This window comes from Spiribacter sp. SSL99, assembly GCF_009805925.1.
GTDB lineage: Bacteria > Pseudomonadota > Gammaproteobacteria > Nitrococcales > Nitrococcaceae > Spiribacter > Spiribacter roseus.
On sequence record NZ_MAOM01000020.1, the window covers coordinates 16505 to 30031 of the forward strand.

General features: G+C 63.5%; 13 protein-coding genes. 4 read left to right on the plus strand and 9 right to left on the minus strand.

Annotation, left to right across the window (positions count from 1 at the left end; translation table 11 throughout):
- The first annotated feature begins 6 nt into the window (after positions 1–6).
- Complete coding sequence (locus BA899_RS08355; RefSeq protein ID WP_370456337.1) at positions 7–1116, plus strand: glycosyltransferase family 4 protein; 1110 nt, start codon at positions 7–9, stop codon at positions 1114–1116.
- 20 nt (positions 1117–1136) lie between these two features.
- Here BA899_RS08355 and BA899_RS08360 read toward each other — a convergent pair whose 3' ends face one another.
- Genes BA899_RS08360 through BA899_RS08380 form a run of 5 tightly spaced genes read right to left on the minus strand, consistent with a single transcriptional unit; the run spans position 1137 to position 6126 of the window.
- Complete coding sequence (locus BA899_RS08360; protein WP_110882305.1) at positions 1137–2249, minus strand: glycosyltransferase family 4 protein; 1113 nt, start codon at positions 2247–2249, stop codon at positions 1137–1139.
- Entirely contained in the window at positions 2242–3069 is an 828-nt protein-coding gene (locus BA899_RS08365; RefSeq protein ID WP_200833081.1) for a glycosyltransferase family 2 protein, read from the minus strand. The genes BA899_RS08360 and BA899_RS08365 overlap by 8 nt, the downstream gene beginning before the upstream one ends.
- A gap of 46 nt (positions 3070–3115) precedes the next feature.
- The gene (locus BA899_RS08370; RefSeq protein WP_159300330.1) at positions 3116–4084 is read right to left on the minus strand and encodes a UDP-glucuronic acid decarboxylase family protein; all 969 of its coding nucleotides are present in this window, start codon (positions 4082–4084) and stop codon (positions 3116–3118) included.
- A gap of 24 nt (positions 4085–4108) precedes the next feature.
- A complete protein-coding gene (waaF, locus tag BA899_RS08375) occupies positions 4109–5170 on the minus strand; it encodes a lipopolysaccharide heptosyltransferase II (protein ID WP_159300331.1) in 1062 nt (353 codons plus the stop codon).
- Positions 5167–6126: a lysophospholipid acyltransferase family protein gene (locus BA899_RS08380; RefSeq protein ID WP_235012738.1), complete on the minus strand. Its 960-nt coding sequence runs from the start codon at positions 6124–6126 to the stop codon at positions 5167–5169. Before BA899_RS08380 ends, waaF begins: the two co-directional genes overlap by 4 nt.
- Before the next feature lie 99 nt (positions 6127–6225).
- On the opposite strand from BA899_RS08380, the gene hldE reads away from it, so the two are divergent.
- The gene (gene hldE, locus BA899_RS08385) at positions 6226–7686 is read left to right on the plus strand and encodes a bifunctional D-glycero-beta-D-manno-heptose-7-phosphate kinase/D-glycero-beta-D-manno-heptose 1-phosphate adenylyltransferase HldE (protein WP_159300332.1); all 1461 of its coding nucleotides are present in this window, start codon (positions 6226–6228) and stop codon (positions 7684–7686) included.
- On the opposite strand, the gene BA899_RS08390 is transcribed toward hldE, so the two are convergent.
- Entirely contained in the window at positions 7668–8378 is a 711-nt protein-coding gene (locus BA899_RS08390; protein ID WP_159300333.1) for a 3-deoxy-D-manno-octulosonic acid kinase, read from the minus strand. The genes hldE and BA899_RS08390 overlap by 19 nt on opposite strands.
- On the opposite strand from BA899_RS08390, the gene BA899_RS08395 reads away from it, so the two are divergent.
- A complete protein-coding gene (locus BA899_RS08395; protein WP_159300334.1) occupies positions 8370–9473 on the plus strand; it encodes a glycosyltransferase family 9 protein in 1104 nt (367 codons plus the stop codon). The genes BA899_RS08390 and BA899_RS08395 overlap by 9 nt on opposite strands.
- On the plus strand, positions 9470–10822 hold the full coding sequence (locus BA899_RS08400) for a 3-deoxy-D-manno-octulosonic acid transferase (protein WP_159300335.1): 1353 nt from the start codon (positions 9470–9472) through the stop codon (positions 10820–10822). Before BA899_RS08395 ends, BA899_RS08400 begins: the two co-directional genes overlap by 4 nt.
- Here BA899_RS08400 and BA899_RS08405 read toward each other — a convergent pair.
- From BA899_RS08405 to BA899_RS08415, 3 genes are read right to left on the minus strand one after another with little or no spacing between them, the layout of a single operon-like run.
- Positions 10797–12116: a TolC family outer membrane protein gene (locus BA899_RS08405; RefSeq protein WP_159300336.1), complete on the minus strand. Its 1320-nt coding sequence runs from the start codon at positions 12114–12116 to the stop codon at positions 10797–10799. The two genes, BA899_RS08400 and BA899_RS08405, sit on opposite strands and share 26 nt — an antisense overlap.
- A 19-nt stretch (positions 12117–12135) precedes the next feature.
- On the minus strand, positions 12136–12435 hold the full coding sequence (locus BA899_RS08410; protein WP_200833082.1) for a rhodanese-like domain-containing protein: 300 nt from the start codon (positions 12433–12435) through the stop codon (positions 12136–12138).
- Positions 12436–12483: 48 nt separating this feature from the next.
- Positions 12484–13146: a protein-L-isoaspartate O-methyltransferase gene (locus BA899_RS08415; RefSeq protein ID WP_144346964.1), complete on the minus strand. Its 663-nt coding sequence runs from the start codon at positions 13144–13146 to the stop codon at positions 12484–12486.
- Between the last annotated feature and the right edge of the window lie 381 nt (positions 13147–13527).

Below are 13527 nucleotides of genomic sequence, written 5' to 3' on the forward strand. Positions count from 1 at the left end.
TTGAGGGTGCTGCATTTGTGCCTGTCCCAAAGCTGGGGAGGCCTGGAGATGTATCCCGCCCGTGTGACGCCCGAGCTCCAGCGGCAGGGCTGGGCGGTCCATGGAATGGCGCTGGCTGGCACGCGGGTGGCGGACGCATTCAAAGCGGTGGGGGTGGAGCCGTTGACGGTGGGCTCGCGGCCGGCTGCCTTGCTCCAGCTGCCGCGCATTCTGCGCTATCTGGATCGGCACGATATCCGAGTGGTCCATGCGCATAAATCGAGCGACATGCAGGTCGCCGCTCTGCTCGCTCAGCGGCGTCCAGGGCTACGGCTGTTCTTTACCGATCACATGGGGGTGAAAAAGCCCAAAAAGGATCTCTATCACCGTTGGGCCTATGCCAAGGCGCGGCGCGTGTTCTCGATCAGCCAGGCGACTCAGCAATGGAATCGGGCCGCGCTGCCCGTCCCCGCCGAGCGACTGGTGCAGCTGTACTACGGCATCGATCTGCAGGCGCATGGCGCATCAATGTCGGATCAGCGCCGACGGGAGATGCGCCGCAGTCTGGGGGTTGATGATCAGGCGGTGGTTATCGCTCTGCCCGGCCGAGTCACTCGCAGCAAGGGGCACTTGGTATGGGTGGAAGCGCTCAGAAGGCTGAATGAGCGGCCAGGTTTGCCGCATTGGCAGGGCGTTGTCGTGGGCGAGGCCAGTGGTGCGGATGCCCGGCCGGGTGGATTTGCGGACGAACTTCGGGCCACCGTTGAGCGCGAAGGTCTCACTCATCGTGTGGTGTTTGCCGGTTTTCGTCGAGATCTCGCCACATGCCTGCAGGCGGTGGACATTGCCTGCATCCCGTCCGAGAGGGAGGCTTTCGGGCTGTCAGTGATCGAATCGATGGCGGCGGATTGTGCGGTGGTCGGCGCGGCGTCCGGCGCAATCCCTGAGCTGATCGATCAAGACCGCGGCCGGGTCGCCGACCCGGCAGATCCCGGCGCCTGGACGGCCGCACTCGCGGAGCTCGTGGCAGACGCCGACCTGCGCGTTCAACTCGCCGCTGCCGGCCGTGAATGGGTGAACGCCCGCTTCACCCTCGCGGAGCACGTCGAGCGGTTGGTGGGTTACTACCGGGGTTGAGGTTTGGGACAGGCACGAAGTCAGGCGTCGAGGAGCGCGTGATAGAGGTCGGCGGTCTGGCGGATGGTGGCGCTGATATCAAAGCGTCGGCGGATATCCGCACGCGCATTCCGGCCCATCCTGACCCGCGCGGCAGGGTCTTGCACCAGCGCGGCGATCCGCTCGCGCAGAGCGGTCAGGTCGTCGATGGGAACCACGTAGCCGGTCTCGCCATCCCGGATCATTTCGGGTAATCCGCCGGCGGTGGACACCACGGCGGGGATGCCCTGGGCCATGCCTTCGATCACTGTCTTGGTCAGGCCTTCCCGCCCCCGCGATGGAGCGGTGTTGATGTCCAGCGCGCCGATCAGTCGCGGGGCGTCAGGCCGAAAACCTGTGAAGTGGACCCGCCCCTCGAGGCGTTCGTCCGCCGCAAGGGTTTTCAGCTGGGGATCGCGCGCCTCGCCGATCAGCAGGGCGTGGACGTCGTCCGGCAGTTCGAGCATGGCGTTGAGCAGGAGATCGGCGCCTTTGACGGGCCGCATATTCGCGGCGATCCCGATTAAAGTCGCGTGCTCGGGAATCGAGAATTCCTTATTCACCTCGGCGCGCGCGGCGCGACCATCCAGCGCGTCATACCAGCTCAGATCGTGGCCCTTATAGATGGTGACCAGTTTGTCGGCACGAACACCGCTGTCGGCAAGGTCCCGCTCGACTGCCTGAGAGACACAGATGATGCGATCAATGCGGGGGTTGAGCCATTTGATGTAACAGGTGGGGTCCCAGCGTGAGACATGACCCACGGCGCCGCGGTAGGCGATGACTTTGTTGGGCAGGCCATAGCTGGCCCAGATGAAGTTGGCGACCTGGCGATTGGCCAGTCCATGAACAATGTCAAAGCCCTCGTCTTTGATCCACCCGCGGATCTGCCGGGCCTTGGCGAAATCCGCGTTGTTTTTCAGGTCGAGTGTCCGCGTTGGCACCCCCGCGCGCGCAAACGCCTCGTGGTGGGGGGATGAGGATTCAAAGGCGGCGTGCGCATCGACGCCAGCCTCGCGCAGCCCCTTGATCATCTCGACCTCGGTGATATGGCCACCGCCGGCGGCAATGAGGGCTTTGGGTGGGTGTCCCGATTTGTGCCTGTCCCTAACCATTGTTCTTGTCGCTTGTCGGGGTGGGTTTTGTGCCGGGTTTTGTGCCTGTCCCGAAGTTGCCGCCAGAGTTGCGCCGCCCTCGTTCGATTTCGTAGAGGAAGGCGTATTTCAAAAACGCCGAGAACATGGAGGACCAGGCGATGATCCAGCCGCGCCAACCGTCGCGCCAGCCTTGCCGGAAGATCATCAGGCGGATGAAGCGGGCAAGAGGCGAAAAGATCATCTTGTGCCAGCGAAACGGTTTGCCGCGGGCGGCCAGCGCCTCGGCGCCGATCCGGGCGTAGTCGATGCTGCGGCGGAAGTGGTCGTCGATGTCAGCGTATGAATAGTGATGGATGTCGCCGCTGAGCCGGCCGGTAGGGCCGTCCACCTCGAGCCGGTCGTGGGGGTTGTGGCCGGTCCACTGGGCGGCGCCGTTTTTCACGAGTCGAAGTCGCCACTCGGGATACCAGACATGCCTCAGCCAGTCGCCGAGGTACCAGGTGAGACGGCTTACCTCATAACCGGCTTTTTGATCCTGGTCCTGTTTTTCCAGGAGATTGCGTATGTTCGCTGCCAATTCGGGGCTGATCGGCTCATCGGCGTCGAGTGAAAGGATCCAGGGTTGATGGCAGGCGGCCAGGGCCCGGTTTTTCTGCTCGACATGCCCCGGCCAGTCGGTCTCGATGACCTGGGCGCCGTGGTCGCGGGCGATGGCGACTGTCGAGTCCGTCGATCCTGAATCAACAACGACCACCTCCGCCGGCTGCAGCGGCTCGAGGCTATCGAGCAGCCTCGGCAGGTTCGCTTCCTCGTCCTTGGTGATGATGGCGACGGACAAGGATAGTGCCTGTCCCAAAGTTTTTGCTCCCGACTCGTCGTTCAACTTAGCTCAGTCCGCGTTCGACGAGATCGCGGAAGTACGCGACGGTCGGCTGCAGGCCGTCGACCAGCGGTACTGTTGGCGTCCACTCGAGGGTCTGCTGGGCAAGACTGATGTCGGGCTGGCGCTGGCGCGGGTCGTCGGCGGGCAGCGGTGCGTGGATCATCTGGCTTTTCGCCCCGGTTTCGTCGATCACCGCACGGGCGAGCTCGCGCATGGTGAACTCGCCGGGGTTGCCGAGATTGACCGGGCCGGTCACCGCGGCATCGGTGTTCATGAGCCGGAGCAGCCCTTCGACCAGATCATCCACATAGCAGAACGAGCGGGTCTGCTCGCCGTCGCCGTAGAGCGTGATGTCCTCGCCCCGCAGTGCTTGCATGATGAAGTTCGAGACCACGCGGCCGTCATTGGGGTGCATGCGCGGGCCGTAAGTGTTGAAGATCCGCGCCACCTTGATTTCGAGGTCGTGCTCGCGGTGGTAGTCAAAGAACAGCGTCTCGGCGCAGCGTTTGCCCTCGTCGTAGCAGGCACGCGTGCCGATTGGGTTGACGTGTCCCCAATAGTCCTCGGTCTGCGGGTGGATCTCCGGGTCGCCGTAGACCTCGCTGGTGGAGGCCTGAAGGATCGGGACATTCAGCCGCTTCGCGAGTCCCAGCATGTTGATCGCACCGTGCACGCTGGTCTTGGTGGTCTGGACCGGATCGCGCTGGTAGTGAACGGGCGAGGCCGGGCAGGCCAGGTTGAAGATGCCATCGACCTCGACGAATAACGGGAAGGTCACGTCGTGGCGCATCGCTTCGAAATGCGGGTCATCGAGCAGATGGGCGATGTTGTCGCGGCTGCCGGTCAGGTAGTTATCGACACACAGCACGGCATGACCGGCGCCGATGAGTCGGTCACACAGGTGCGAGCCAATGAACCCTGCGCCGCCGGTGACGAGGTACGTTTTACGGAAGTGGTTACGAGTCGGCATGAGTAGGGCTCTCGGCTGGTTGCATCACGTGACTGGCGGTGCGGTGTGATCGATGGCCCGGATGACTTCGTCGGGCGAGATGCCGCGCAGGCAATTGAGGTGTCCCAGCGGACACTCTCGGGCAAAGCAGGGGCTGCACTCGAGGTGGTGGTAGATAATCTGCGCGTGCCTGCTAAGTGGCGGAGTATATTCAGGATCTGACGAGCCGTACAGGGCGATCACGCGGGTGGGCGTGGCGGCTGCGATGTGCATCAGCCCCGAATCGTTGGTGACCACCGTGGTGCTTGCAGCCAACAGATCAATGGCCTGGCTGAGGGTTGTCTGCCCGGCAAGATCGAGGGCTCCGGGCGCATCCTGCGCAATCGAGCGGGTGATCTCGGCATCTTTGGCTGCGCCGAGCAGCCAGACCGCTGCGCCACGGGCCAGATAATGCCGCGCCAGTGCGGCAAACGACGCGGCCGGCCAGCGCTTAGCCGGACCGTATTCGGCGCCGGGGCAGAGGGTGATGATCGTGCCCGTCCCAAACCGCGGCGCGATCTCCAGGTCCTCGAGCGTGCGCTTTTGCTGCGTGGCGGTGCTGGTGAGTGCGGGGGTGGGTTGGGTCGTGCCCGGTTGGATTGTGCCTGTCCCAAACTTCCCGCCCTCGAAGTCGGCCAACGACACGAAGCGGTCCACTGTCCGGTAGGTGCGCTCACGGTCGAGCGGGCGGATGTCGTTGAGCAGCCCGTAGCGGTGCTCTCCCAGGTAGCCGGTTCGATGCGGTATGCGGGCGAGCCACGGCACGAGGGCCGCTTTGGCCGAGCGTGGCAGCACGATGGCCTGGCGATGGCGCAGGCGTTTTAGTGCCTGTCCCAATCTCCAACGCCTGAGCAGCCCCAGTTCGCCGTGGGCCACCGGCAGTGTCAGGGTGTGGCGCACTTCGGGCATGCGCTCGAGTAGTGCCTGTCCCCAAGTGGGTGCGATCACGTCAATCGGGCGTTCGGGGGATTGCTGCCGAAGGGTTTTGAAAAGGCTCTGCGCCATGACCATGTCGCCCACCCAGCCGGGGCCCACCACCAGCACGGCGTCATCCCGCTGGTTGCTCATGAGCGATCCCCACGCCGGTTATGCGGTTTTTGCAGGGCGTCGGCATAGGCGGGGCGCTCGTCCGGTGGGGGGTGTTTGAAGCGCCGGTGGAGCCAGAGGTACTGCTCGGGGTGGGCGCGAATCCCGCGCTCCAGCACGGCGTTCATCCATTGCGCGTCGGTGCGGTCGTTGCCGGTGGGGAACCTGTCCATCGCCGGGCCCAGCGAGACGGTGTAGCCGTCGCCGGTCGTGTTGACGTGGAAGAACATCGGCACGACCCGGGCGTTGGTCATGCGGCAAAGGCGCATCAGTCCGGTGGTCGTGGGTGTACGCACGCCCATGAAGGGGACGAATTCGCTGTTCTGCGTGCCGTAGTCCTGATCGCCGGCGTACCAGACAGGGATGCCCTTTTTCAGGGTCCGGACAATCTGGCGAAGATCGGTCCGCGGCAGCACGCCGGCCAGTGTGCGCGAGCGGCTGCGCAGCATCGCCTGATCCATCAGCGGTTTTTTGCGCATCGGCTTGTAGATGACAGCCATGCGAATACGCGGGCCGATCAGCCGTGCCGCGAGTTCAACGCACAGGAAATGGCCCGAGAGCAGGACCACCGGCCTCCCGTCGGACTGCGCGGCCTGCAGATGCGCCAGCCCATCGACCTGGCAGGGGATCTGGTCCACTGCCCGTCCGCCAAACCAGGCGAGTGCGGTCTCGGCGACCGCACGACCGGTGTAGCGGAGGTTGGCTCGAATGACCTGCTCGCGTTGTGCCTGTCCCCATTCAGGAAAGCACAGCTCAAGGTTTCGGTTCGCGACGTGGCGGCGCTGGGTCGGCAGTCGATTGAACAGGCCACCGAGGGTTTCGCCTAATTTAAATGCAATGCGCGGCGGCAGTCTGCCGAGGCTCCAGAACACGGCAAGGGTCAGTCGCTGGCTGATTCGGTTGCGCATCGTGGGCGCGGGCGGGCTGGTATCGGTCACGTCAGGGGGAGCTCTGATCGGCTGTTGGCGCGTGCTTGAGCGCGGTGGCTGCTAGAATCTGCATCATGGTTCACACAATCTACCGCCTCGAGGGTTTCGATGCAGCTTGAATTGCCGGATTTTGAGGCCGCCCGGGTGCTCGTGGTCGGTGATGTAATGCTTGATCGCTACTGGCACGGCCCGACCCGTCGTATCTCGCCTGAGGCGCCGGTGCCGGTGTTGCGCGTGGATGGCGAGGACATGCGACCGGGCGGCGCGGCCAACGTCGCCATGAATCTTGGTGCACTGGGCGTTCAGGTGCGAATCATCGGGCTCATCGGGGATGACGACCACGGCCGGCTTCTCGAGGCCTCGCTGCGGGCCGGCGGCGTCGAGCCGATGCTCAAGCGTGTCGATACTCACCCCACGATCTGCAAGCTGCGCGTGCTCAGCCAGCGACAACAGCTCATGCGGCTTGATTTCGAGCGGCCATTCACGGCCTCGGAAACCGACGGCCTGACCGATCTGTTCAGGTCCGCGCTCGCGGATACCGATGTCGTCATCGTCTCCGACTATGCCAAGGGCACGCTCTCGCACGTCGAGGCGCTGATCGCTGAAGCGCGGAACGTGCCTGTCCCAATCCTCGTCGACCCCAAAGGCACGGACTGGCAGCGCTACGCCGGCGCCACACTGCTCACCCCCAACCTTGGCGAATTCCGGCAGTATCAGGACAGGCACGGTGCCGGTCGGTCGGCTCGGGGGGATGAGGTTTGGGACAGGCACTTTCTTGAGACGGTCGTCCCGCCGGTGCTGGATGACCTGTCAATCGCGGGAATGCTGGTGACGCGCGGCGAGGCCGGGATGAGCCTGCTGCGCTCCGACGCGCAGCCATTCCACCTGCCGGCTCATGCCCAGGAGGTTTTTGATGTGACCGGCGCGGGCGATACGGTGATCGCCTTGCTGTCGGCGTCGCTGGCCGCGGGGTCCGATTTTCATCAGGCGACCGCGATCGCCAACTTTGCGGCCTCGCTGGTCGTGGCCAAGGTGGGTACGGCGTCAGTGACCGTGCCGGAGCTGGAGGCTGCGATCGGGCAGTCACCGCGGGATCATCCAGTCACCGACCCGCAGACGCTGCTGAAAATCCTCGAGCCGCTGCGCGAGCGCGGTGAGCGCATTGTCATGACCAACGGCTGCTTCGATCTTCTACACGCGGGGCACGTCCATTATCTGGGACAGGCGCGGGCGCGGGGCGACCGCCTGATCGTCGCCGTCAATGACGACGAATCCGTGAGACGTCTCAAAGGGGCAGGCCGTCCGGTGATGCCTCTGGCGCAGCGCATGGCGGTCCTCTCGGCGTTGGCGGCGGTTGATTGGGTCATTCCGTTTGCGGATGACACCCCCGCGAATCTGATCGAAACGCTGCTGCCCGATGTGCTGGTCAAGGGTGGTGATTATCGACCGGAGGCGATTGCCGGCTACGACGCCGTCACTGCGGCAGGTGGCGAGGTGGAAGTGCTTGATTTTGTGGACGGCGAATCCACCAGCTCAATCATTGAGCGCATTCAGGGGCCGGACTCGTAGGCCTCGAGCAATCGCGGCCAGCCCCGCTCAAACGCTTCCGTCAGCCCGGGCTCTTGGTCGAGCGAGCGTTTCAATCGCGCCAGGCTTCGGGTTTTCAGGAGAGCGTTGGCACGCAGATGCCCTCGGTCCCAATCGATCAACCAGACCTCATGGCTCTCATCGATCAGTATGTTGCGAATATTCAGATCCGGGTGATGCGCACTCGCATCATGAAAGCCGCGCACCACCCGCCCGATCTTCGCCCAAATCGCCGTCGAAGCGTCATCAGCCACCCGATCGGCCATCGACCGAGCGCCTGGGATCCGTTCGGTAAGGATGTCCGCCGTGTAGGTCATCGTCTGTCGCTGAACGCGTCCTAAGAACGGGACAGGCACAAAAAAATTCAGTGCTCGCAACCGCGCCATCACCGCCAGCTCCCGCCACGGACGGCTCCGCGAGAGTCCCGTCCAGATAAATCGGTCGTCGCTCAAGTGACGGGGCAGGCCGCCACGGCGGTAGTGACGGAGAACCAGGTGCTTACCGTGGGCACGCAGGAAGTAGGCCTGGGCGCGACCGGTGGCCTGACCGTCGAGCAAGCCCTGGGCCCGCAGCGCGTCAACATCGAACAGTTGAGGGGAATGGCTGGCGGGCGAGGCCGGATCTGGGCTGATAAAGTACTCATCATCCTTTTGTCGGACGCTTATATGCCCCATTACCGTCCAAACCCGGCTGAACCGCTGCCAGAACGGTTGTGTCTGTTTCGTCTCTCAGCGATTGGCGATTGCTGCAATATCGTTCCCGTTGTCCGCACGCTCCAGACCCAGCTGCCGGATACGCAGCTCACCTGGGTGATGGGCAAAGTGGAAGCCAGTCTACTGGGTGATCTGGATGGCGTGGAAGTCATTGCGCACGACAAAAACAACGGGACAGGCACATTGCGGCGCCAGCTTGGCGCCCGCAGATTCGATGCCTTGTTGCTGATGCAGGTCGCGTTGCGGGCGGGCCTGGCTTCGAGAGCTGTCCGTGCGCCGCTACGCGTGGGGTTTGATCGCGCTCGGGCGCGGGACGGTCATGGCCTTTTCATCAATCGTCGGATTCCCGCATCACCGCCCGGTCATGTCACTGAGGGGTTTTTCGGTTTCTGTGAAGCACTCGGGGTCCGGGATCGAACGCTGAAATGGGACATCCCGGTCCCGCAGGCGGCGAGGGACGAGGTTGATCGCTTGGTCGCAGGGACGCCGCTGATGGTGATCAGCCCCTGTAGCAGTGAGCGCTTTCGCAACTTCCGCAACTGGCCGGCTGAGCACTACGCCGAAGTTGTTCGGCATGCCGCCAAACACCATGGCCTGCAGGTCGTTCTCACCGGCGGGCACAGCGAGCTCGAGTACGCCTATGCAGAGCGTATCGAGCGGGCGCTGGCGGGCAGCAATAACGTGCCTGTCCCAAACCTCGTGAACCTGGTCGGTCGCACCAACCTGAAAACCCTGTTCGCCCTCATCCAGCGCGCAACGGTGGTGATTGCTCCCGACTCGGGGCCGGTGCATATGGCGGTGGCGGCGGGGACGCCGGCTATCGGGCTCTACGCGACGTCCAACCCGGATCGCACCGGACCAGTGCTGGGCCGAAAGTGGGTGGTCAACGCCTATCCGGCCGCTGTTCAGCGCTTTCTCAAGCGATCGGTTGAAACAGTCCGCTGGGGCCGGCGTGTGCGCGATCCCGGTGCCATGTCGCTGATCACCCCGGCGATGGTGGTCGAGCGTCTGGATCAATTAATGGCGACGCCCGCCGATGAGCGGTTGCACGAATGAACCTGGCTGCCTATCGCCTGATATCCCGAGCGCTTTCGCCGGCTTATCGCGTCTATCTGTGGCGTCTGGGGCGGAAAAATACCGCTTTTAAAAACGGTCGGGAGCAGCGCTGGGGCCGCTTTGGCAGTCACCCGCCAAAGGCCGGAGCCATCTGGGTGCATGCCGCTTCGGTGGGGGAAGTGCGGGCGGCGCAGAGCCTGATTGATCGGTTGGTGGTCGACGGGCGCTCTCTCTATATCACCACCAATACGCCAACGGGGTTGGAAACCCTGGCGCGGCGCTATCGGGGGACCGTCGAGTACGGGTATGCCCCGGTGGATGTCCCCGGGGCTGTCGAGCGATTTGTGGACGCGCTTTCACCGGCGGCTGCCGTGTTTATCGAACTTGAGATCTGGCCGAATCGTCTCGACACACTTGCCCGGCGGAGCGTCCCCGTGGCGCTGATCAATGCCCGCCTGAGCGCCGCAAGTCTCAAGCGATATCAGCGACTGGGTGCCCTGATCAAGCAGTCGCTCCGGGGGCTCACCTGCCTGTGCGCACAGACCGAGGAGGACGCCCAGCGGTTCAGTGAATTAGTAGGGAGTGATGGGCCGGATAACGTGCCGGACAACGTGCCTGTCCCAAAGCGACATATCCACATCACCGGCAATCTCAAGTTCGATCAGCCAGTCGATGCCCGTCAGGCGGAGGCCGGCATGCGGCTCAGGGCCTTTATAGGTGAGGAGCGCCCGGTCTGGGTGGCCGCCAGTATCCGGCAGGGAGAGTCCGAGCTAATCCGACATGCCCATCAGATGGTGCTTGAAGCCTTTCCTGATGCGCTTTTGATCGCCGTGCCCCGCCATCCCGAGCGCTTCCAGTGGCCGGCTGATGGTGCGGACAGGTCCGAAGAAGTTTGGGACAGGCACGTTCTCAAGGTATCAGATCTCAACGATTCCATCGCTCTGGACCGCTCCACGAGAGTCTTGCTCGGCGACACCATGGGTGAGATGACCCGATATCTATCCGCGGTCGATCTGGCATTTGTTGGGGGAAGTCTGGTGCCCGTCGGGGGACACAACCCGCTTGAACCCGCCGCGCTCGGTAAGCCGATCCTGATGGGGCCTTTCGTGACCAACTGCCAGCAGATCGATGCGCTGCTAGGCCGTTGCGGGGGGCGGATCAGAGTCGAGACCGCCGCCGACCTGGCCCAGTCGGTGACGATGCTGCTTCGGGACAGGCACTTTCTCGAGCAAACCGGCCGCAATGCCCAGACGCTCATCGAAGCCCACCGCGGGGCCAGTGAGCGGACGTTGGATATCCTCGAGCGGTGCGTTCTGCCGCCGCTCAGGACTCCCCGAGCAGATCATTGACCCGCTCGAGATCAGCTTCGGTCAACGTCCCGGCGGCCTGCCGTAAACGCAGGGTGTTCACCAGATACGCGTTGCGCGCCTGCTCGTAATCGCGCTCGGCGTTGAATAGCTCGCGCTGCGCGTTGAGCACATCGACAATGGTCCGAGTACCAACCTCAAAACCCGCTTCCGTGGCCTCCAGCGCGGACCGGGTCGAAACACGGGCCTGATCAAGTGCCCGAACCCGCTCCAGCGCTGTTTGAACGCCCCGGTATGCATCAGCCGCGTTGCGGCCGACTGTCCGGCGCGTTTCCTCCAGCGCCTCGCGCGCTTCGGTATACCGGAACTGCGCTTCACGGACATTGGAGGATACTTCGCCGCCCTGATAGAGCGGGAAGTTGAGCTCAACACCCGCACTCAGTTGGTTGGTTTCACGCTCGATACCATCGTTGTTGTAGTTGCGCGAGCGGTTGTATCCGGCCACCAGATCGGCGGTCGGCAAGCGCCCGCCGCGCTGGACATCAACCCCTTCCATGGCGGCCTCTGCGGCAAACCGGGCAGCCGCCAGCTGGCGGTTTTCCTCTTCGGCCTGCTCACGCCAGGTGGCCGGATCCTCGGGTTCGGGAGCGGTAAGCGAGACTTCAGCCCGCACGGCATCGAGCTGTTCCGGGGCGCGGTCGGTGAGTTCGCGCAGCTCCTCTCGCCGGCTCTCGAGATCGTCTTCGGCCTGCAGCCGCTCCGCCTGGGCCAGATCGGCTCTCGCTCGGGCTTCTTCGACATCAGTGCGGGCGATCACTCCCACCTCGAAGCGCTGCTCGGCCTGATCGAGCTGACGTCGGATCGCGTCGAGGTTCGCTTCCGCCGCGTCCAGCGCCTCGCGGGCGTCGAGCACTGCGAAGTAGCGCTCAGCCACGCGCAGGATAAGTTCCTGCCGGGCAAAATCGAACTCGGCCCGCGCCTGACTGACTTGAGCGTCCGCTCGATCGACAGCCTGGCTCTGTGAGTAGCGATACAGCGGCTGGGTCAGCGATACCCCGTAGGTAAGCTGTTGGAACTGATCGTCGGTCTCCCGATTATCGATCGCATCGTAGGTCGAGCTCAGCGCGACGTCCAGTTTCAGTCCGGCCTGTGCCTGTGGCAGCAGCTCCTCTCTGGCGTTGCGATCTGCGATTGCCTGCTGAAACTGCGGGTCGCTGGTGCGCGCCTGCTCGTAGATGCTCGTCAGGCTCTCGGCGTTCGCCAGGTTCGGGACAGCCACAAAAATGGCCGCCGCAAAAAGGGCCGTCCGCGCCGGCGTCTGTCTGGGGTCACGCATTGCGTAATAACCTGCTTGATCAGTATTTCGGTAAATCGGGGTCAACGGAATGGCACCAGGCGTCGATCCCGCCGCTCAGGTTGAAGACTCGTGAGTGCACATTTTGTTCAAGCCACTGGGCCACTTGAGCGCTTCTGACGCCATGGTGGCAAATCACGACGATGTCCTGGTCCGCCGGGACTCGCTCAGCAAGGCTTGGGTCAATGCCGCTCATGGGCTCGAACATACTGCCCTCGAGGTGGTTGATCCGCGTTTCCCAATCCTCGCGGACATCGAGCAGCGTGAAACGTGCCTGTCCCGTTGTCAGTTGCTCGTGCAATTCCCTAGGTGTAATCGTCAGCAAAGCATTGATCCGTTGCGGTCCCGGTCAGACCGCGAAACTGCGTGTGACGGGGGCTCCGACCAGCGCCGGCGCACTTGTGTCAAACAGACTCTCACGTGCCCATTGGTCCTCGCCGACGCGCGTGATCAGAACGGCTTCCATGATGGGGGGCTGTCCCACAATCAGAAACAATCGCCCGCCCTGGGTCAGGCTGCGATGGAATCCCTGATGGAGTTCCGGCAGTGAGCCGGTAACCGCAATGACATCGTAGCGACGGCCGTCATCCCATCCCAACGCTGCATCCCCGGTCTCGAGGCGGTTGTTTTCGATCGCCTGCTTTTTCAGGTTGGAAGCGGCAAGCTCGGTGAATTCCGGGTAGAGATCCACACTCGTGACATCCGCCGCCATCTCCCCGAGGCAGGCCGTCAAATACCCGGTTCCAGTACCGATCTCCAGAGCCCGCTCGTTCGGCTGCGGATCAAGCGCCTGCAGCAAGCGGCCGACCACCTTGGGTTCGAGCATCACCTGGTCATGATCGATCGGCACCTGCATGTCGGCATATGCGAGGTTGGCGAACGCACTCGGCGTGAAGCGGTCGCGCGGCATCCTGTGCATCACTTCGAGCACACGCTCGTTGAGGATTTCCCACGTGCGCAGCTGCTGCTCCACCATGTTGTCTCGCGCCGTTGCGAGGTTGACGTCGGTCATCGAGTTAAACCTATTGAGTGTCGACAGGGGCTGGGGTGTCAGGGACGCGTGGCGACGGGCGGTAATGACTGTTCCTCCAACGTGCCTGTCCCGAACCAGATTCTACTGAAACCCTAAGCACTTTGCTTGAATGCGACAAGTTCGGCCTGACCCCCCTCATATGGGGGATACCAATGCCTCCCTTCCGCGTGGATACTCAGAGTCGACCAGCCGCTGGGCCGATGGACTTGGCAGCAGGGACGCTGATTTATCCCCGGACTGGCGGCTGGTCACCTTCCTCCTTCTCCCCATTCGCTTGACCTGCCGCTCGTCGGACGGCCGCTGCCGTTCGGTCGCTCAGGCGTGGATTGGGCTGGTGATCGATCCATTTGTTGGCGACAC

Excerpts from the sequence above, each read along its gene's own strand:
- BA899_RS08360 (WP_110882305.1), bottom strand. The coding sequence starts at position 2,249 with ATGGTTAGGGACAGGCACAAATCGGGACACCCACCCAAAGCCCTCATT.
- BA899_RS08370 (WP_159300330.1), bottom strand. The coding sequence starts at position 4,084 with ATGCCGACTCGTAACCACTTCCGTAAAACGTACCTCGTCACCGGCGGC.
- waaF (WP_159300331.1), bottom strand. The coding sequence starts at position 5,170 with ATGAGCAACCAGCGGGATGACGCCGTGCTGGTGGTGGGCCCCGGCTGG.
- hldE (WP_159300332.1), top strand. The coding sequence starts at position 6,226 with ATGCAGCTTGAATTGCCGGATTTTGAGGCCGCCCGGGTGCTCGTGGTC.
- BA899_RS08395 (WP_159300334.1), top strand. The coding sequence starts at position 8,370 with ATGCCCCATTACCGTCCAAACCCGGCTGAACCGCTGCCAGAACGGTTG.
- BA899_RS08390 (WP_159300333.1), bottom strand. The coding sequence starts at position 8,378 with ATGGGGCATATAAGCGTCCGACAAAAGGATGATGAGTACTTTATCAGC.
- BA899_RS08400 (WP_159300335.1), top strand. The coding sequence starts at position 9,470 with ATGAACCTGGCTGCCTATCGCCTGATATCCCGAGCGCTTTCGCCGGCT.
- BA899_RS08405 (WP_159300336.1), bottom strand. The coding sequence starts at position 12,116 with ATGCGTGACCCCAGACAGACGCCGGCGCGGACGGCCCTTTTTGCGGCG.
- BA899_RS08415 (WP_144346964.1), bottom strand. The coding sequence starts at position 13,146 with ATGACCGACGTCAACCTCGCAACGGCGCGAGACAACATGGTGGAGCAG.